Here is an 18,686-nt window from a genome sequence, read left to right on the forward strand (position 1 = left end):
TGCTAATTCAATCTACGAAAAAATGGATTCCCGGATATATCCGAAGCTTTTTCTTTTTCAAACGTGTCATTTTTCGAGATTTCCGTGAAAGTTTGTAGCTTTCATCCGATGGAAAATAAACCTGCTACTCACTGTTATTACCCGGGACTGAAGGATAAGCGGATCGTCATCATTGGCGGTACGAGTGGGATCGGACTTGCTGCCGGAAAAGCATTTATGGATAGTGGGGCAAAAGTAGTTGCTGTAGGGTTGGAGAATGAATATTACGAAGCAGCAGGGGAGATATATTCCGGAAACGGATTGCAAATAGCCGGCGATGCGGTTTTGGCTGAAACGGCCGTTCTGGCAGTGAATCTTTGCGTGGAAACATTTGGTGGAATGGACGGGTTGTTTCACGTTGCCGGAGGCAGTGGACGGAAATGGGGCGACGGCCCGATTCACCAGCTTACAGCCGAAGGCTGGCAAAAAACACTGGCGCTCAACCTTACCTCCGTCATGTACAGCAATCAGGCTGCGGTGAGGTTCTGGCTCGATCATGCCGTCGGCGGATCCATCCTGAATGTGGGCTCTGTACTGGCCGCTTCCCCTTCTCCTGCCTTTTTTACTACCCATGCCTATGCAGCAGCAAAAGCTGCCATTACCGGACTGACACTTTCCCTTGCAGCCGCCTATGCCCCCCACAATATCCGTGCAAACGTGCTGGCTCCCGGCCTGGTCGAAACGCCGATGTCGCGCCGGGCAGCTGAGGATGAAGATATTTTGAAGTTTATCCGCACCAAACAACCCCTTGATGGTGGCCGAATGGGCAAGCCAGACGATCTGGTTGGTATGGTTTGTTATGCCATGTCTGATCTTTCCCGCTTTACCACTGGCCAGGTCTTTTCCGTCGATGGCGGCTGGCTGCTGAGCGAAGGACAAATTCCCCCAAAACATGAATAAAAAAACCGCGATAGGCATAGACCTTGGAGGCACCCGGATCAAAGGCGTGCTCATCGATGAAAAAGGAAACCTTTTATCTGAAAAGGAAAGACTTACGCTGGATCATCAATCACAGCCTTCATCTGATGTTTTTACTCCCTGGCAGGAAGGTGTCAGGCAAGTCGTAGACGACCTGAAACAATCTGCTGCTCACACGGTAGATGCGATCGGACTTGCCGCTCCGGGTTTACCCGACAAAAACCACCGGTGTATAAATTTTATGCCGGGGCGCTTGCAGGGCCTGGAAGGATTTGTATGGGCAGATTTCCTCGGTGAAAAAAAACTGCCAGTGATCAATGATGCGCAGGCAGCGTTATGGGCAGAAACAAAACTGGGTGCCGGAAAAGGCGTTGAAAATGTAGTTTTACTCACGCTAGGCACAGGGGTTGGGGGTGGAATGCTGATCAATGGTCGTTATTGTGAGGGTTTTCTTCAGCGGGCAGGGCATCTCGGGCATTTTAGTATGGACGCCGAAAGCGAGATTCAGGGAATCTCCAATATGCCGGGTAGCCTGGAAGATGCGATCGGCGAAAGTACCATCAAACGCCGTACATTCGGACGTTTTGACACAACGGTTGATCTGGTCAACGCTTATGAAGCGGGTGATCCCCTGGCAGCATATTTCTGGCTAAACTCCGTGCGAAAGCTGGCCATAGGCATTGCAGGGATCGCCAATATGATTTCTCCCGAATGTGTAATCCTCGGTGGTGGTATTACCCGGGCGGGCAACGCTTTGTTTGAGCCACTTTCCGCTTTTCTGGATATATTCGAATGGCGCCCCAATAATCAGGCTGTACAAATTGTCCCCGCCGCTTTCAGCGATCTCGCCGGTGCAACGGGGGCCGCTTTATATGCACTTTCAAACGCTTAAATATGGCTATAGACAATTCTTTCCCTACAACCGACCCCATCAATGACTATCTTGACAAATGTGGCCAAATCCTCAACCGGGTTCGCGAACAAAAACAATTGATCGAAACTGCTGCCCAATGGTTTTCCCAATCTATACTTGCCGGAAGAATGGTTCATGTATTTGGATCGGGTCATAGCCGGATCATGGTGGAGGAAATGTGGCCGCGTTATGGTTCTTTTCCCGGTTTTAATCCGATTGTTGAGTTGTCTCTTACTTTTCATAACCTTGTCACAGGCGCCAACGGGCAGCGACAGGCGATGTTTCTGGAAAATGTACCTGGACTTGCAGGGCGTATTCTTCGAAATTTTGATCTTTCGGCACAGGACACCGCCTTGGTGATTTCATCGAGCGGAACCAATATTGTTCCGGTTGAAATCGCAGAGGAATTTAAAAATCAGAATATCCGGGTTGTAGCGTTAATTACAGAGGAACATTCTGCCCGGTCAACCAGTAAGCGGAGTGATGGAAAAAAACTCGGAGATTTTGCAGATTTGATACTGGATACAGGGGCGCCTGCCGGTGATTCGATGGTTCGGGTGCAAGGACTTGAAACTCCCGTTTCTCCGGGATCAACGGTCGGAGGTGCGATGATGATCAACGCAATCAAAGCCGAAACCGCGCGATTGCTCACAGAAAATGGCGTACCTCCCAAAGTGCTGACCGCTACCTGTCTGGTAGGAACCGAAAAGGCCACAAATCTCTTTGAAAGCGCTTATGATGAACATGCCCACCGAATGGCCCGGCTTTTTGCGGAAGTAGGAAAAAAAATCAGCTAAACCTGTACCTAAATTGTAAATAATGAAAAATCTCACCCCATTTTTACTGGTTCTATGTGTGTTGTTTTCCTGTCAGCCAGACAAGGACGATGATTCGGAGAATACACAAACACTATTGGGAGAAATTCAGATGAATGCGCTTACCGATACCGAAAAAACCGCCGGCTGGCAATTGCTTTTTGATGGAAAAACCACTGATGGCTGGCATTCTTACCTGAAAGACAGCGTCTCCGGCTGGACAGTGAAAGACGGAACGCTTACTACGCCGGGAGGAAATGGCGACCTGGTTTCTGATGCTACCTTTGACAATTTCGAGCTTGCGATCGAGTGGAAAGTCGAGCCTCAGGGCAATAGCGGGATATTTTTTGGTGTAACGGAAGATCCACAATACCCTACGACCTACGAAACAGGACCCGAGTTTCAGATCATCGACGATGTCAATTACCCCGATCCGCTGGATGACACCCAAAAATCAGGCGCCAATTATGCCCTTCAGGCTCCTTCCGAACTGGCAGCCAAACCCGCAGGAGAATTTAATACTACGACCATCATCGTCAATAATGGCCACGTCGAACACTGGTTAAATGGTAAGAATGTCGTTTCTTACGAGTTGTGGACGCCTGAATGGGAGGCCATGGTTGCAGAGACCAAATTTGCCAATATGCCTGGCTATGGAAAAGACAAAAAAGGTCATATCGCACTCCAGGATCACGGAGATGGTGTATCTTTCCGCAATATCAAGATAAAAACCCTAACCCCCTGAACGTGAGTGAAATTCCTATAAGAACCACCGTTATTGGCAGCTATCCCTTTCCCGGATGGCTGGAGTTTGCTTCCCAAAACCTCGACCAGTTTGGCGAAGCCGACATTGCCGAAATACAGGAGGATGCCGTAATTGCCGCGATTCACGACCAGATGACTGCCGGACTAGACGTAATTACCGACGGCGAACAAACCCGTCTGGATTTTAACCTCTCCTTTTATGGTTTTCTGGAAGGAATTGATGCCCAGGGGCACTCGCCCCGGCGTTGGGGTCCACCTGCACACGACCAGCGGGGCAAACACACGATTACGGGAGATATCACTGCTCCGAGGGGACTTGGTGTAGTAGCGGAATACCTTCGGCTTAAAAAGCTTGCCCCCGAAGGACCCGTGCTCAAGGCGAGTATTCCAGGCCCCTTTACGCTAAGTGGCCGACTGCTGCCTAATCGCCAATACACCGATCGTTATGCAATTACTGAAGCATTGATTCCATTGATAAGGGCAGAACTTGAAGCACTGGTCGCCGCCGGTTGCAAAGAAATTACGGTTGACGAACCCTCGATGAGTTGTTATGCCTACAAAGAAGATACCCGCAGGTTTGTAGACATTTTTAACCGAACCGTAGAATCTGTTGCCGGAAAATGCAGGCTCTCCACCCATCTCTGTTTTGGCAACTATAAAGGCCGGGCAGTAGGTTACCGGCGTATTGCTCCCATGTTTCCAGATTTTTTGGATTTTAAAGTAGAAGAAATCCATGTAGAAATGGCAAGCCGGGAGTTTGCGGAGATTGAGCTCATTGAGATGATTGGCCGACATAAACATGTGGCGGTGGGAATTGTCGATGTCAAAAGCTATTATATAGAAACCGTAAAGGATATTGAGGAGCGGATTCGTTTGTGTATGAAATATGTCCACCCTGAAAGGTTGGCCGTCGCACCAGATTGCGGACTGAGTCAGACTGCCCGCTGGGCTGCCCGGCAAAAGCTCCGCAATATGGTCGAAGGCGCCCGTGTCGTAAGAAAAACATTAGGCAGATGAAACCCGCATTTCAAAAAGACGAACAACTGATCGCCGATATAAAGTCCGGGATGAAACTCAATTCGGGTTTTCGGCTATGGTGGCTCGGTCAAAGCGGGTTTCTGATCCAGTGGCAGGGAAAACATTTGCTGATCGATCCATATCTTTCGGATTCCCTCACGAAAAAATATTCAGCCACCGACAAACCCCACGTCCGGATTACGGAAAGAGTTGTGGATCCGGCGCGGTTGGACTTCATCGATATCATTACCTCCAGCCACAATCACACCGACCATCTTGACGGAGAAACGCTGATTCCGCTGTTTGCTGCCAATCCGCAAGCGATATTTGTGATTCCTGAAGCCAACCGTATATTCGCAGCCAACCGCATTCAAAAAGAAATCAACTTTCCCTTAGGGATGACAGCCGGGCAAACAGCAGAAATAGCAGGTTTCCGGATCACGGCTATTCCCGCAGCCCATGAAGAACTGGAAACTGACCCCGAAGGGCGACACATCTATTTGGGTTATATTTTTTCTTTTGGGGACTGGACTGTTTACCACAGTGGTGATACGGTATTGTATCCGGGATTGGCAGACCGGCTGAAGGAATATTCACCATCCATTCTCCTTCTCCCCATCAATGGGCGCGCTCCGGAGAGAAGGGTTGCCGGTAACCTGAATGCGGCAGAGGCAGTCCTGTTGGCTAAAGAGGTATCGGCCCAATGCGTGATTCCCTGCCACTATGATATGTTTGAGTTTAATACAGCTGATCCTCAGTATTTTATCCACTATGCAAACAGCGAAAGGCAGCCATACAGCGTATTGCAAAATGGCGAACGGGCAGAATTTTAGTTATAACTGATAAATTAAAACGATTTTCCCTTTTTCTTTATCGGGTCGAATGATATATTTTGAGATATGTTGCGTTACTACTCACGATTTACCCTGATTGCCGGCGCGATGGTGTTTGCGCTGTTTTATTTTTCCTGCGGAAGTAATGACCCCAGCCACGAGGCACATGTCTCTGTGCAGATCGATGACTATACATACCAGTATCTCCCCGGCACAAAGGCGGAAATTCCGGTAGTGGTTTCTGTAAGCGGAAAAAAATCATGGTCAGGTCCTGTAAAGATGGTGGTTAGACAGGGCAAAGAAATTTTGACAGAGGCGACGGAGAATATTTCGGTAGGGTCCGATACTGAAAAATCTGTCATAATCCCCATTGTGCTTCCCGATTCATTAGGAACCTATGAGATGGTTGCGGAAATTATACAGCCATCGGGGGCGCCATTTTTGAGCCGACGGCTGATTGAGATTGTAAAAAAATTAAGAAAAGCAGAAATATGAACAGAAGAGACGCAGTAAAACAAGTAGCGATACTTGTCGGCGGTGCACTTTCGGTACCCGCTGTAGCAGGCATTCTTCAGGGATGTGAGGCCGACACCCGCCCTGACTGGATACCTGAGTTTTTTTCCATTGAGCAAGGGGACCTGGTCGCTGAGATTGCCGAGATGATCATTCCGGCTACGGATACACCCGGAGCTAAAGATGTGCTTGTGCACCGGCTGATTGATAAATTGTTTATGGTTCATTTCCCTAAGGCTGAGCAGGATCACTTTCTTGCAGGTCTGGAAGCGATCAACCAGGCAGGAGGAAAACCCTTTCTCTCACTGGATAAGCAGGCGCAAACCGATATTCTGCTTCAGGCGGAACAGGACGGGAAAAAACAGTCAGGATCTGACAAACCTTTTATGCGTATGATGAAAGAGCTGACACTTCTCGGCTACTTTACTTCGGAGGTTGGCGCAAGCAAGGTGCTTGAGTATCTCCACATTCCCGGAAATTTTGAAGGTTGCGTACCCATGAAGCCGGGACAAAAAGCGTGGGCTGTATAATTTCCACTATTATCCATTACCTTACCTATTTACAAAACGAATGAACTTAAATATAAAAGCAAAACAGGAAGCTACTTATGATGCAATTGTTGTAGGCTCGGGCATCAGTGGCGGTTGGGCAGCCAAAGAGCTGACAGAAAAAGGCTTAAAAACCCTGGTGTTGGAGCGCGGAAGAAATGTAGAGCATGTTAAGGATTATCCTACTGCCATGTTGAAGCCGTGGGAACTTCCCCTGCGCAATAAGCTGACAGCAGAAGAAGCGGAAACTTCCTACGTACAAAGTCGCACTTATGCATTCACTGAGTCAACCAAACATTTCTTTGTCAATGACAAGGAGAATCCCTATACCGAGAAAAAACGATTTGACTGGATTCGTGGCTACCATGTAGGCGGGCGCTCCCTGATCTGGGGAAGGCAGAGTTATCGCTGGAGCGATCTGGACTTTGAAGCCAATGCCAAAGAAGGGGTTGCTGTTGACTGGCCAATAAGGTATAAAGATCTGGCTCCCTGGTATGATTATGTCGAATCGTTCGCAGGTATCTCCGGGCAGGCAGAAGGGCTTGCACATTTACCCGATGGAAAGTTTCTCCCCCCTATGGAAATGACCTGTCTGGAAAAACATGTAGCCAAAAGAATCAAAGAAAACTGGTCTGACCGGATCATGACCATTGGGCGGGTAGCAAACCTGACGCAGCCTCACAATGGCCGCGGAAAATGTATGTACCGCAACCTCTGTAGCCGCGGATGTCCTTATGGCGGTTATTTCAGCAGTAATGCTGCGACCCTTCCTGCGGCTGCGAAAACCGGCAACCTGACCCTTCGCCCTCAGTCAATCGTCAACTCACTCATCTACGACGAAAAACAAGGAAAAGTGGTGGGGGTACGGGTGATTGATGCGGAAACCAATGAGTGGCTGGAATACTACGCAAAAATCATTTTCCTCAATGCCTCGACGCTGGGTTCGACCTTTATTCTGCTAAACTCCGTCTCCGACAGTTTTCCAAATGGTTTTGGCAACTCCAGTGATATGCTGGGGCGAAATCTGATGGATCATCATTTTATGACAGGTGCCAGAGGCTATTATGAGGGGTTTGAAGACGAAAATTATACAGGCCGCAGGGCAAATGGAATCTATATTCCCCGGTACCGGAATGTCAAAGACAAACATCCTGACTATATCCGTGGGTTCGGAATTCAGGGAAGTGGTATGCGTGAAAGCTGGACACGGGGCGCCAATGTCGATGGCATTGGTGAAGGATTCAAGAAAAGCATGGCCGAGCCTGGACCATGGACCATGGGACTTACCTGCTTTGGCGAATGTTTGCCTTACGAAGATAACCGGGTAACGCTTAATCAGGACGTAAGGGACAATTGGGGGCAACCCACCCTGACCATTGATTGCTCATTTAAGGAAAATGAGATGCAAATGCGCAAAGATATGGCCGATTCTGCTGCCGAAATGCTGGAAGCCGCAGGACTAAAAAATGTAACTACCTACGACAATGGTGCTTACCCCGGGCTGGGAATCCACGAAATGGGTACAGCCCGTATGGGAAGAGATCCTAAAACATCGGTACTGAATCAGTTCAATCAGGTACATGATTCGAAGAATGTATTTTTGACAGATGGTGCTTGTATGACTTCTTCCGCCTGCCAGAATCCTTCGCTTACTTATATGGCTCTGACTGCCCGGGCTTGTGATCATGCTGTAAATGAGCTCAAACGCGGAAATTTGTAATTATTATTTCTGAAGATTCTACTGAATACTACCACTATGAAATCAAAACCCAATTCCCTCAACCGCAGAGATTTTGTCAAAGCTACGGCCGGTCTGGCTGGTGCTGCTTTTCTGACACCTGGATTCACCTTTAATATTCTTCCTGCTCCACCCCGGATGAGTGAAGATATTATTGGCCACGGCTCACATCGCTACCGTGTACAAAAAGAATGGGGAAATCAGGATCCCTCAAAATTTCCGGTAAACAATTGCCACGAAATGATGATGGACAGCAAAGGCCGGCTGATCATGGTCACTGATGAAATCAAAAACAATATTCTCATCTACGACAAGTCGGGGAAAATCCTGGACTCCTGGGGTACTGCATACCCTGGCGGCCATGGACTTACGCTTTGGAATGCCGGTGGAGAGGAGTTTTTGTTTATTTGCGATCCCAATCTGGGGATTGTTCAGAAAACCACCCTCGATGGAAAAGTGCTGCTGACAATCGGCCACCCCAAAGAGATTGGCGAATACAAAGATACCGATCCGTTTAAACCAACAGAAACTGCGATTGGTCCCAATGGGGATATCTATGTCGCTGATGGGTACGGCTCTCAGTGGATCCTTCAGTATTCGGCTACCGGGGAGTTTATCCGAAAGTTTGGCGGTAAAGGTGATGGGGAATCACAGTTTGAAACTGCACACGGGGTATGTATAGATAGCCGTAATCCTGCTAACCCTACCTTATTGTGTACTTCCCGCGTGCACAACAGCTTCAAGCGGTTTACACTGGATGGGCAATATCTTTCTACGATTTTCCTTCCGGGGGCTTTTGTGTGCCGGCCGGTGATTCACGGTGAAAATATCTACGCAGGCGTATGCTGGTCCCGGCTTAAGTACCTCAATCAGACCAACCGTTCGGGTTTTGTAACGATTCTGGACAAAAATGACAAGGTGATTTCTAATCCCGGCGGTACAAAACCTGTGTACCGCAAAGGAGAACTGCAGCTAATGGTACAGGAAACGCCGGTATTTATGCATTGCCATGACGTATGTATTGACAATGAAGAAAATATCTACGTATGTCAGTGGAATGCAGAAAAATCGTATCCGATCAAGCTGGTGCGGGTATGATCAGTTGATAATGCGAATCCAGGGGAAAGGAACGTCTCGTTTGCCCCTGATTTTGTTGAAAAATCCGCCCGGGCGGTATAAATACGAAAAATCAAACCCTTGAATGTCTGTCTGGAGATGGTGGAAATAACGTTCTGCCATCTCCTCACAGCTGATAGACTGATAGTACTTGAGGGTTCTTTCCTTCGCATCTTCAAGTTCTTTTTCCTGATACAGGGAACTGTCCAGAATATGTATTTCCCCTCCCTGAACCAGAAACTGCCGGCAACGGTTGATCAGTTGAGGTAAATTGGGAAAATACTGGATAGCACTGGCGAGAATAATGTAATCGAAGGTGGCAAAAGGCAGAATGTCTTCAAAAATATTGCCGTAGGCAAAATGAAGATTAGGTGCATCAAACACTCTTTCCGCCTGTTCCAGTTCAAATAAATTCACATCCATGCCGGTAATTTCCAGGTGTTGGAGTTTTGAAAGATTTCCTGAAAGCCATCCGTTTCCACACCCCAGATCAAGTACGCGGGCGGATTTTTCTCTTTTTTTGAGGTATTGAAATATACGTTGAAGAGACTTTTGGCGCAATTCCCATTCCTGTCTGTGGAGGTTGTAAAAAAAAGTATCGGGCAATTCGCGTACTTCCGCATCTGAATAGATGCGATTTTCCTTTCTTCTAACCTTGAGGTAGTGTTTCTCAAAATTTTCAGAAACGGGTGAGAGAATCTCTACGCCTTTGTTTTTATCAGGCATTTCTTCCTAAAGAATGATTGGGTGCAAGAATCCCGAAGATACATTTGTTGAAGCGGAATTCCAAAACTACAGCTATTTGCCGGTCATTTTCCAGACCGCTTCTTTTTTGTGGCTTTGTCTGCATTTTCCACAACCCTGAACCTGACAATTTTATCTATCAGCTCCAGTGGCATCGGCTTATCCAGCGGAAACTGTACCGAACCTTTGCCCATCTTATACACAGAAAGTTCTGCCTCAAATGCCTTGATCCCGGACGGAACCGGATAAAATCCAATATGATTTTTGAATGCGGCAAAATGGACAAGGTTGCCATTCAGAACAAAGGTGGGCATGGCGTATTTGATCGCCTCTTCTGCCTCAGGTGCTGCCTTCCGGATCGTCGCGCGGATTTGTTCCAGCATGACCTGAATTTCTTCCGGAAATTCACTGATATAGGTATCAATGTCTTTGACCGTTGTATCCATGATTTTTTTTAATTACAGCATGGGTAGCTAAATGTAGCTGACTGATTCCCGGCGGTTTTAAGAAAAGTAACCATGTCTGACCCCGCTTCTTTTGAGAAAATATCTCCCGCAGATATCGTAAATCTTCGCTCCAGGTCCATAGAAAGGCACATGCAAAATGAAGTCCTTCCCGCGACTGGATTTTCTGTCTCAAAACAAGTGTGGGTATTTTCTTTGGTAACATGTGTCACTTTTACCTGAAAAGAGATCGGGCTGAGATCTTCGCTGATAAAAGCCGCGCAGGGTTTGTTTACTTGTGCAGCCTGCGATTTTCTATATTGAAGTATACTCAGTACAGACACAATTCCTATTATTCCTACGACTATCGCCGCTATGCCTGTGATATAAGTAAATTTTCTGACAGTTTTTGTATGTTTGATCATAAGTCAACCTGCGTTTTTGATAGTCCATTGCGTGAGCGAATCCACCACATCCCGGTTTTGGCAATGATTGACCGTGCTTTCAGTCCCAGGCCTGTGAAGGAATACCGGGGGTGAATTAAACCATTTTTGTGGAAATTTACTTCATTTACCACATGCCTTACTGCCCAGTTATAATAATTTCTCGGGTAGGTTCTGACAAAATCTATGTCCCGGTCAGTGGAAGTTGCCCATTCGGGGAGAACGGTCTGTATGGCCGCAACCTCCTGGTACAACTCCGTACCTTTGATCGGGTAGGCGACTGTAATGGTAAAATGGTCGGGGTTGGCGATTTTGAGATGATCAATGGTCTCTTCAATATCCGTTTCTGTTTCGCCGGGATATCCCAGCATGATAAATGTGCCGGCTTCCAGGCCATGTTTTCTGGTGAGAATAATCATTTCCCTAACCTGATTTACATCCACTCTCCGGTCCATTCGGTCAATGATTTTTTGTGAGCCACTTTCCGCGCCAATCCATACACGAAAGCAGCCGCTTTCCTTCAGCATTTTGATTACTTCCTCATTCATCCTGTCGGCGCGTGTGATACACTCAAAAGGGATATGAATCTCTTTTTTCGCTATGGCATCGCGAAAGTCGGCCAGCCATTTGTGGCTGACTGTAAACACATCATCGACAAACCACAGGGAGTCGGGGTTGTAGTGTTGCTGTAGATAGGCTAGCTCTTCGGCTACCTTCTCCGGCGACCGACGCCGGTAACTGAGTCCGTACACTGCCCGGCTGCACCACTTACAGGTATAAGGACAGCCGCGCATCGTGCTGACCGAAAGGGTGCTTTTACCGTGGTGTGTACGCCAGGTCTCCATGTATTGATGCAAATCTATTTTATCCCTGGCTGGAAAGGGAAGGCTGTCGATATCCCTGACCTTTGTACGCGCTTCGGTAAATACGACGTTGCCGCTGCCATCCCGGAATGCAAGCCCCTGAATGGCGGCGATATCAGCATTTTCGCCACTTTCGAGTGCCTGGAGGAGTTCGAGCGTCGTTACTTCTCCTTCTCCAATGACGAGGAAATCTGCCTGGTTTTCCAGAAAATTCGCTGCATGATATTTTACTTCCGGCCCGCCCAATATAATCTTGGTATGGTTGAGATCCTGCTGGCTACGCACAAACCTGATCAGGCGCAGAACGTTGATTTTAGTCATCAGATTGACATATACCAACAGATAAGCCGGACGTTCAGCCAGGATATAATCAAACAATTGTGCAGGTGCGGAAAAGGTAGTATCGAAAATCGTATTTTTCAGCCCGTTTTCTTCCAGCCATGCCGAAATATAGAGAATACCCAGCGGGGGATAGGGCCGCATTATTTCCCTTTCCTTAGGGTCTTCATTCAAAAAATAGCCGTGTGTAAGTAGTATTTTCAAATCAGTTTGGCATCAATAAGGTAATGATCTGCAAACGGAGAAAGCCCGGGCCTTTCTGCAAGCTTTTTGTCCCAGGCAGCAAGTCTGCGCAGGAGTCGGGGGCGTTTGCTGAAAAAGGGGTTCATATAAGAAGGCGGAACAGCGAATCCGACAGGCATTAATGCCTGAACATCAAACAAGGGTTGAAGCAGTTTTACCACATCCCTTGGGGTGTGGTACCAGGTATCTACGATTTCAGATTCCAGTTTTACCTGAACGGCCTCTTTGCTTCTCCGTCGGAAAGCATGGGTGATTTGAAGTTTGCTGAGAAAATATGCCGACTCCCAAATACAGGTCTTGGGCATGATGACCGCAATAAATCTCCCGCCGGGATTCATCAGTGTGGCAGTTTCCTCAATCAATGCACTCAGCTTGTTGGGGTCAATGCAATTCAACCCGCCAAAGTTGGAAAAAACCCAATCAAAACGAGTATGAACCGCGCCTTCTGCTACCTGTTCCAGACTTAGTTGTTTACATTGGATTTTTTTGCCCATTCCATGTACCACTGATTTGTGTCGGGCTATGGATATCATTTCAGCGGATATGTCTGTAGCAGTTACCAGATGCCCTTTTCTGGCAAGCCAAAGCGCATCTTCTCCTGTGCCACAGTTTAGTTCTAAAATTCTGAGTGTTTGCTTTTCGGGGAGAACAGATTCCAGATAGGCATAAACCTGCAGGCGCTGGATTAGTCCTACGGCTGAGTGGGTAAAGCTATGGTCATATTCGGCTGCAATCGTATCAAAAGGTGTCATAATCTCAATTTTTCGAAGCTTCCCCCATACGTTCGAGCTTATTCAACTGTATTTTGTCCAAAACAGAAGTGGGAATATAATAAAGAGTTGACAATGCTGCGCGGATTTGCTGTGATTTTGCTTTTCCCGGTTCCCAAAATACTTTTTTAAGGCTTTCTATTCCCTGTTTTCGGCGGTAAACTTTATGCACATACCGGTGCAGTCGTTTGTAATATACCGGAGAATACGTCGAATGAAACATCATCGCGAGGTCGTCGGAATCTTCCCAGTTGGCTTTTTTCCCAAGATGTGATTTTACTTTTTCGTAAAACTTTGTCCCCGGCAACGGATAGGAGACCGAAATGCCAATTTCATCGGGCATAAGTTGTAATACCATATCAATCGTCTGCCTGATATCTTCTTTATTTTCTCCAAGATAGCCAAACTGAAGAAAAAATCCCACCCGTATCCCTTTGCTTCCCAATAGTTTTCTCGCTTCAAAAATCTGGGTTACCTGGGTGCCTTTGTCCATGGCATCCAGAATTTTTTGGGAACCCGATTCTGCACCTACCCATACCGTGTCAAGCCCAGATTCTGCCAATGCGTCAATCGTATCCTCCTGAAGTAAAAGATCCACTCTCGACTGGATTTTGTAATTAAAATTTAGCGCTCTTCGCTTTACTTCGTCTCTGAATGCCTGCACCCATCCGGGTTTCAGGCCGAAGATATCATCACACATCCAGAAATAATTTACCCCAAAGCGTTTGATCAGCATCTCGATTTCGTCTGTGACTTTTTCCGGAGAACGGGAGTGATAACGGTTGCCGTAGATGGGTTTTGCACACCAGTTGCATTTAAATGGACACCCGCGGGTGGTGGCAATATTGAGGGCAAAATGACCATGTGCTTTCTCCCAGATTTTGCGGTAGGGCGCAATGTCGATGAGATCCCAGGCAGCCTGTGGCAAACTGTCAAGGTCGCGAAGCACGGGTCTTTTGGGATTTGCGATCACTTCTTTGCCATCTGAAAAGACAATTCCCGCAATTGAAGACACGGGTACAGCTTTTTTCTCCAACCCGTCTATCAATTCCTGAAGCGTGATTTCTCCTTCTCCCATGATCACATAGTCCGCTCCTTTTGAAAGATATTTTTCATAATGATCAGTAGAATCAGAGCTGGAAATAATGACGGTACATCCATGCGTTTTTCCATATTCGGCCAGACGAAAAGCAGCTTCGCGCATGACAGTCAGGCACATTTTGGTCAGGTAGTTAAATCCATCGTCGTAGATCACCAGGTAATCTGGTTTTTCAGATTCCAGAACAGGTAGAATGTTTTCAGGGCCACTGGAGAGATGACTGTCGAAAAGGGCAACTTCGTAGCCGGCTTCCCGCATGACCGCAGCAGCATATATCGTACCCAGAGGAGGATAAGGTTGCGCAGTTTTCCATTGTTTGGGGTCAAACCGGTAGAAATAGGAAGGCGTTAGTAAAATTTTTGCCATAGCTTCAGTTGAGTTCGATTCCGTGTTTCTCTTCAAAATCGCTAATTCGTTTTTTCAGGCCATCCAACACCTTTTTTTGGAAGTTTTGTGGATGGTGTTTAGAAACATAAGTGCGCGATTTTAGGGCAACATCTATTTCTTTCCTATCCATAAAATCAAACTTTCGGTTCCAGTAGGTAACGGTTTTTTTCATAAAAAACCGGTCCAGCCACTCTCCGGCTTTTCCTCCGAGCAAAATTTCGCCCAGCCGTTTGAGCAGCCCGCTTTTCGACCCGGGAATATCCGGACTGAACCGGGATGGGAACTGGGGGAAATACTTCTTTGTCCAGCTATTGGCTTCCACAAAAGGCTGATAATATTCTTTGCCGTAAGTGGGAATCAAATGCACGATTTCTGTAGCGGTAAACTGGTTTTGCTCCTCAATCACAAGATGTTCTGTGTCTATAAAGTAGTTGACACAGAAGTATTTATGGGAATTTAAGAGGAAGATTTTTTTGAAAAGCACGAGCAGCGTTCTGGCTATCCATAGCCGGCGTGGTTCGGTGATGATAAAGTAGTCTATGTCTGACTCTTCGGTCATAAAATATTTGGAAATAGAACCCGACAAAAAAACGGCTCTTACAAAAGGAAATGCGCCAATCCATTGTGAAATATGGCGGGCTTGCGGCAGTTTTTTCTCTGCAAGAAGATTTCCGCTAACCCGGCGTTCATGATACGAATGATCTGGGTCTATACCCCAGAAATCTCCTTTTTGGAATATGTATCCGTTTTTGCTCAGTTTTTCCACGATGCGCTGACATTCGTTGAGTGGCAGGCCCTTTATCCGTGAACAGTTGTGAATTTCTGCGACAGTTAGCGGATAGGAAAATAGATCAAAGTAGAGCATCGTTTTCAGCAGATCCCGTTCCTGATGAGTAAGTTTCTCTGATATGTGTGTTTGCATTGACTTAATGATTAAGGGCTAACGGATGTCTGCGTATTCTTGAAGCAATTGGGTAAATGGCTGCTGTCGGAAAATAGATTCCCTGAAAACATGATGATAGTTGGGTTTTGTCTGTGTCGTGTCTGCCAGCCAGAGAGCCAGCGGTGCGAGTTCTGGCGCAGTGGATATTTGTTCTATTTCTATTTGAATAATTTTTTCAATTGCCTCGTCATAGGCGATATCATTCCTCCGGGGATCTGCTTTGCGAAGGGTAGTGATGGCATCCTGATATCGGCCATTTTCGAGATAAAAATTTGTGAGTTTTATTAGTACCTGACTGTTAAACGGGGCAATTTCGAGAGATTTTTTAAAGAAAACTTCGGCCTGCTCCTTTTGTCCGGAAAGTTTGTAACACTGGGCCAGTCCTGCAATAACCTCGGGATTATAAGGGTGCACCGCCAACGCGCGCTGATATTCCGAACAACCATATTTAGGCTGAAATTTCAGCATATAGATGGATCCTGTATAAAGTTGAATGGGGGTACCTGTACGATCCAGTGGCAGGAAACGCAGATTTACCTGGTGGAGTTCCTTCAAAGCGGGATCCCATTGTTGTTTTTGTTCGAATTGAATAGCTTTAAAGATATGTTGTTCCCCGGCAAACCGCTCCAAACCTACGTATAAACCTGCGATTAAAATACCAGTCAGAAAAATCACAACCAAACCAGAAATCAGCTTTTTTTGATTTTTGATTTGCGCACTGCCTGTTTGGGAGAGAAAAGGCAGAAGCGTAATGGCCAGGATTACGGTGTGTTCGATACGTTCTCGGGGAAAACTCACACACGCGATGAGCATATAGGCAAACAGGCCAAAACCAGCCATCAGATAATGCAGGGAGTCATCGGGGTGGGTTATTAATATTCGTATCAACTGCCAGATCAGGAGAAGGAAAAAAGCCGCATAAGCCAGAAAGCCCGGCAACCCATTTTCAGCAAGGATCCAAAGGAAATCGTTGTGGGGGCGTACAAAATGAAATCCGCCAGCAGCTGATTTCATGCCTGTTGTACCCAGCCGTAGCACTTCCGTTTTCCAGCTTCCGGTTCCGTGGCCGGTAAAAGGTTTTTCCATAAACAGACTAAAACTCCTTTTCCAAAGTCCCAGCCGGTCTTCGGTAGACTGGTGAGAAACATCGGCAATAGAGGTTACCTGTTTCACCAGGGTTTCCGATGTATCGACTTGTGAATAGAAATAAATGGTCCCTGACGCCAAAATGCCCGCAATTAATCCGCCTCTCAGCAGAAATCTGCGATTTATCCGGAAGGTTAAATTTTTGTTGAGGATAAAAAAATAAAGCAGAATGGTTACCGCCGTTGCACCGAAAAAAGCTACCCACACGCCCCGGGATAATAGCAGCAGGATAAATATCAGACTGACCAGAAGGGCAGTTGCCGAAAAGATTTTCCAGAAGCCCGATTGGCGCAAAGTCCCATAAAAATTTATCGGCAAAAGGAGCAGCAGGCATTCTGCAAACGTATTTTTATGCCCGAATACAGAAGAAACCAGATAGCTGGTATTGTGGGAGGCTCCAAATGCGCGAATCATGGTCATATACTGGTTGACACCCGCAGCGAGAATAATCAGGGTGAAAATGCTGATCCATTTGTCAACCCTGGCAGAATCAGGCAACCAGGAGGCAAGGATCAGAAAATAAACAAAAAGCAGAAGGGCGACACTCCATTCAAAAAAACCATCGGCAGGATTGATGGTGTACAAAAGACTGATAGCAGAGATCATCAGGTAAAAAGCGTAGGCCCAAAGCCAGGGGTTGGAGGCCAGGATTTTTGTGATTTTCTGGCCCCGGTCTTTAATGAAACTCGCTACTAGAAAACCTGCGGCCACGAAATTTATTCCCAGAAACTTGGGTAAAAGCGTCGGGTCCATCAGGTGATCAGAATAAGCAAATAATAAGATGGCCAGGCCGGCACCCAGTGGAAGAAACAAAGACCATTTGACAACGTTATCCAGCCAGAATTTCATTTGATTTTCCCAAAATATTCACTATATTATACAATTCGGTTGTGTTTTGCCCCCTGTTCGTTGAAGTATTTTACTCCTTTTGCTTCCTCAGTGAACCCTGGTTTCCCTGGACACGTTCCCGCAGAATGAATTAACCTAAAACCAATTGCTATGAAAAATACCCTCCGTAGCCTGATCGCAGTTGGGTTGGTTCTCGCTATCTCCCTTTTGGTGGGTTGTAGCAGCAGAACTTCAGAAGCGCTGAAAAAAACCCAATCCCCCTCTGATCCCCTGATGACCGAAGCAAAAATCAGTAAACAACTTATCGAACAACAGACAGACAAGAGCTTGTTGGTCATGCCTGTAACCACTGATTCAGACCGGGCATTAAGCCGGTTTGAGATGGCGCGAAAATACAGACATGACTTTACCAACCTTTCGCAATCATTCGAATTATTGAAACAGGCCATTGCGCTCGATCCGGAATTTGCGCTGGCATGGGTGTATCTTTCGATGCACTATGGCACGATGGGCAATACAGATGGGGAGAAAAACGCCATGGAGCAGGCGCAGAAATACGCCGGTAAAGTTTCCAAAGGAGAGCGAATGTTTATTGCGGCAATGATGCAGGGCCCTTCATCTGCGGAAATCTGGCAGTCGCTTGAACAAATGTATCCTGACGATAAGTACATTCATTTGATATTGGGATATATTTATAAAAACAGCTTGCATGATTATGTGGCTGCCTTAGGGCAATTTCAGAAATCGCTGGCACTTGATGGCACTTTAGGTAACGCTTACAACATGATCGGCTATACTTATATAGCGATGGATCAGTACGTCAAGGCTGAGGAAGCGTTCAAAACCTATATGGAGCTATTTCCCGCTTCCGGCAACCCCTATGACTCTATGGGCGATCTGTATCTCAAGTTGGGGCGTTATGATGAGGCCATTTCGCTATTCGAAAAGGCCTGTTCTGTAGAGCCTGCTTTTACCTGGTCGGCAGAAAAAGCCCATCAGGCAAGAGAATTGCGAGATAAAGGTGCCAACAGATAGGGAAAAATGAAGGATTGAAAAAAAACACAACACGGTGAAAATCAGACCGGCCAATACATTTTTTGTGTTTGCCGGTTTATTCTTTTGTCAAAGAATTATCACGGGAATATGAATAATTTTCAATTTTGGGAAATAGTCTTAACTTTGCTCCGTCAGAAATTGACCTA

19 protein-coding genes are annotated in these 18,686 nt (G+C 46.6%); 11 read left to right on the forward strand and 8 right to left on the reverse strand.

The genetic code is table 11. The annotated features are described in order from the left end of the window. The first annotated feature begins 108 nt into the window (after window positions 1–108). The 10 genes from R3D00_15570 to R3D00_15615 all read left to right on the forward strand — a co-directional run bounded on the left by R3D00_15570 (window position 109) and on the right by R3D00_15615 (window position 9,197). Complete coding sequence (locus R3D00_15570) at window positions 109–939, forward strand: SDR family oxidoreductase (GenBank protein ID MEZ4774604.1); 831 nt, start codon at window positions 109–111, stop codon at window positions 937–939. Continuing rightward, a complete protein-coding gene (locus R3D00_15575) occupies window positions 932–1,849 on the forward strand; it encodes an ROK family protein (GenBank protein MEZ4774605.1) in 918 nt (305 codons plus the stop codon). The genes R3D00_15570 and R3D00_15575 overlap by 8 nt, the downstream gene beginning before the upstream one ends. Window positions 1,850–1,851: 2 nt before the next feature. Beyond that, the gene (locus R3D00_15580) at window positions 1,852–2,667 is read left to right on the forward strand and encodes an SIS domain-containing protein (GenBank protein ID MEZ4774606.1); all 816 of its coding nucleotides are present in this window, start codon (window positions 1,852–1,854) and stop codon (window positions 2,665–2,667) included. Between the two features lie 22 nt (window positions 2,668–2,689). Next, a complete protein-coding gene (locus R3D00_15585; GenBank protein ID MEZ4774607.1) occupies window positions 2,690–3,430 on the forward strand; it encodes a DUF1080 domain-containing protein in 741 nt (246 codons plus the stop codon). A 2-nt stretch (window positions 3,431–3,432) separates the two neighbouring features. Next, window positions 3,433–4,467 (forward strand): methionine synthase, encoded by a 1,035-nt coding sequence (locus tag R3D00_15590; GenBank protein ID MEZ4774608.1) that lies wholly within the window; start codon window positions 3,433–3,435, stop codon window positions 4,465–4,467. Continuing rightward, window positions 4,464–5,300 (forward strand): MBL fold metallo-hydrolase, encoded by an 837-nt coding sequence (locus R3D00_15595; protein ID MEZ4774609.1) that lies wholly within the window; start codon window positions 4,464–4,466, stop codon window positions 5,298–5,300. The genes R3D00_15590 and R3D00_15595 overlap by 4 nt, the downstream gene beginning before the upstream one ends. 66 nt (window positions 5,301–5,366) lie before the next feature. Further along, window positions 5,367–5,795 (forward strand): hypothetical protein, encoded by a 429-nt coding sequence (locus R3D00_15600; GenBank protein ID MEZ4774610.1) that lies wholly within the window; start codon window positions 5,367–5,369, stop codon window positions 5,793–5,795. Beyond that, window positions 5,792–6,343 (forward strand): gluconate 2-dehydrogenase subunit 3 family protein, encoded by a 552-nt coding sequence (locus R3D00_15605; GenBank protein MEZ4774611.1) that lies wholly within the window; start codon window positions 5,792–5,794, stop codon window positions 6,341–6,343. Before R3D00_15600 ends, R3D00_15605 begins: the two co-directional genes overlap by 4 nt. A gap of 40 nt (window positions 6,344–6,383) precedes the next feature. Beyond that, entirely contained in the window at window positions 6,384–8,081 is a 1,698-nt protein-coding gene (locus tag R3D00_15610; GenBank protein MEZ4774612.1) for a GMC family oxidoreductase, read from the forward strand. A 36-nt stretch (window positions 8,082–8,117) separates the two neighbouring features. Beyond that, window positions 8,118–9,197 (forward strand): twin-arginine translocation signal domain-containing protein, encoded by a 1,080-nt coding sequence (locus tag R3D00_15615; GenBank protein MEZ4774613.1) that lies wholly within the window; start codon window positions 8,118–8,120, stop codon window positions 9,195–9,197. Here R3D00_15615 and R3D00_15620 read toward each other — a convergent pair whose 3' ends face one another. From R3D00_15620 to R3D00_15655, 8 genes are all read right to left on the reverse strand, one after another. Next, complete coding sequence (locus tag R3D00_15620) at window positions 9,198–9,941, reverse strand: class I SAM-dependent methyltransferase (protein MEZ4774614.1); 744 nt, start codon at window positions 9,939–9,941, stop codon at window positions 9,198–9,200. 83 nt (window positions 9,942–10,024) lie between these two features. After that, window positions 10,025–10,405: a DUF1801 domain-containing protein gene (locus R3D00_15625; GenBank protein MEZ4774615.1), complete on the reverse strand. Its 381-nt coding sequence runs from the start codon at window positions 10,403–10,405 to the stop codon at window positions 10,025–10,027. A gap of 8 nt (window positions 10,406–10,413) precedes the next feature. Next, window positions 10,414–10,827, reverse strand: coding sequence for a hypothetical protein (locus R3D00_15630; protein ID MEZ4774616.1), 414 nt, complete (start codon window positions 10,825–10,827; stop codon window positions 10,414–10,416). Next, window positions 10,824–12,191, reverse strand: a complete 1,368-nt coding sequence (locus R3D00_15635; protein ID MEZ4774617.1) for a radical SAM protein — start codon at window positions 12,189–12,191, stop codon at window positions 10,824–10,826. Before R3D00_15635 ends, R3D00_15630 begins: the two co-directional genes overlap by 4 nt. Window positions 12,192–12,247: 56 nt before the next feature. Next, window positions 12,248–13,042, reverse strand: a complete 795-nt coding sequence (locus R3D00_15640; GenBank protein ID MEZ4774618.1) for a class I SAM-dependent methyltransferase — start codon at window positions 13,040–13,042, stop codon at window positions 12,248–12,250. 4 nt (window positions 13,043–13,046) lie between these two features. Then, the gene (locus R3D00_15645; protein MEZ4774619.1) at window positions 13,047–14,525 is read right to left on the reverse strand and encodes a radical SAM protein; all 1,479 of its coding nucleotides are present in this window, start codon (window positions 14,523–14,525) and stop codon (window positions 13,047–13,049) included. Window positions 14,526–14,529: 4 nt separating this feature from the next. Then, window positions 14,530–15,468 carry a nucleotidyltransferase domain-containing protein gene (locus R3D00_15650; GenBank protein MEZ4774620.1) on the reverse strand — a complete coding sequence of 313 codons (939 nt, stop codon included), beginning with the start codon at window positions 15,466–15,468 and terminating at the stop codon, window positions 14,530–14,532. Window positions 15,469–15,486: 18 nt separating this feature from the next. After that, window positions 15,487–17,484 carry an O-antigen ligase family protein gene (locus R3D00_15655; GenBank protein MEZ4774621.1) on the reverse strand — a complete coding sequence of 666 codons (1,998 nt, stop codon included), beginning with the start codon at window positions 17,482–17,484 and terminating at the stop codon, window positions 15,487–15,489. Window positions 17,485–17,634: 150 nt separating this feature from the next. Between R3D00_15655 and R3D00_15660 the strand changes: the two genes are divergently transcribed. Next, entirely contained in the window at window positions 17,635–18,519 is an 885-nt protein-coding gene (locus R3D00_15660; GenBank protein ID MEZ4774622.1) for a tetratricopeptide repeat protein, read from the forward strand. Window positions 18,520–18,686 lie beyond the last annotated feature (167 nt).

This window comes from Bacteroidia bacterium (genome assembly GCA_041391665.1).
GTDB lineage: Bacteria > Bacteroidota > Bacteroidia > J057 > J057 > JAGQVA01.

Coding starts and splice junctions, on each gene's coding strand:
- R3D00_15570 (MEZ4774604.1), top strand. CDS start 109: ATGGAAAATAAACCTGCTACTCACTGTTATTACCCGGGACTGAAGGAT.
- R3D00_15575 (MEZ4774605.1), top strand. CDS start 932: ATGAATAAAAAAACCGCGATAGGCATAGACCTTGGAGGCACCCGGATC.
- R3D00_15580 (MEZ4774606.1), top strand. CDS start 1,852: ATGGCTATAGACAATTCTTTCCCTACAACCGACCCCATCAATGACTAT.
- R3D00_15585 (MEZ4774607.1), top strand. CDS start 2,690: ATGAAAAATCTCACCCCATTTTTACTGGTTCTATGTGTGTTGTTTTCC.
- R3D00_15595 (MEZ4774609.1), top strand. CDS start 4,464: ATGAAACCCGCATTTCAAAAAGACGAACAACTGATCGCCGATATAAAG.
- R3D00_15600 (MEZ4774610.1), top strand. CDS start 5,367: ATGTTGCGTTACTACTCACGATTTACCCTGATTGCCGGCGCGATGGTG.
- R3D00_15605 (MEZ4774611.1), top strand. CDS start 5,792: ATGAACAGAAGAGACGCAGTAAAACAAGTAGCGATACTTGTCGGCGGT.
- R3D00_15610 (MEZ4774612.1), top strand. CDS start 6,384: ATGAACTTAAATATAAAAGCAAAACAGGAAGCTACTTATGATGCAATT.
- R3D00_15615 (MEZ4774613.1), top strand. CDS start 8,118: ATGAAATCAAAACCCAATTCCCTCAACCGCAGAGATTTTGTCAAAGCT.
- R3D00_15620 (MEZ4774614.1), bottom strand. CDS start 9,941: ATGCCTGATAAAAACAAAGGCGTAGAGATTCTCTCACCCGTTTCTGAA.
- R3D00_15625 (MEZ4774615.1), bottom strand. CDS start 10,405: ATGGATACAACGGTCAAAGACATTGATACCTATATCAGTGAATTTCCG.
- R3D00_15630 (MEZ4774616.1), bottom strand. CDS start 10,827: ATGATCAAACATACAAAAACTGTCAGAAAATTTACTTATATCACAGGC.
- R3D00_15635 (MEZ4774617.1), bottom strand. CDS start 12,191: ATGCGGCCCTATCCCCCGCTGGGTATTCTCTATATTTCGGCATGGCTG.
- R3D00_15640 (MEZ4774618.1), bottom strand. CDS start 13,042: ATGACACCTTTTGATACGATTGCAGCCGAATATGACCATAGCTTTACC.
- R3D00_15645 (MEZ4774619.1), bottom strand. CDS start 14,525: ATGGCAAAAATTTTACTAACGCCTTCCTATTTCTACCGGTTTGACCCC.
- R3D00_15650 (MEZ4774620.1), bottom strand. CDS start 15,468: ATGCAAACACACATATCAGAGAAACTTACTCATCAGGAACGGGATCTG.
- R3D00_15655 (MEZ4774621.1), bottom strand. CDS start 17,484: ATGAAATTCTGGCTGGATAACGTTGTCAAATGGTCTTTGTTTCTTCCA.
- R3D00_15660 (MEZ4774622.1), top strand. CDS start 17,635: ATGAAAAATACCCTCCGTAGCCTGATCGCAGTTGGGTTGGTTCTCGCT.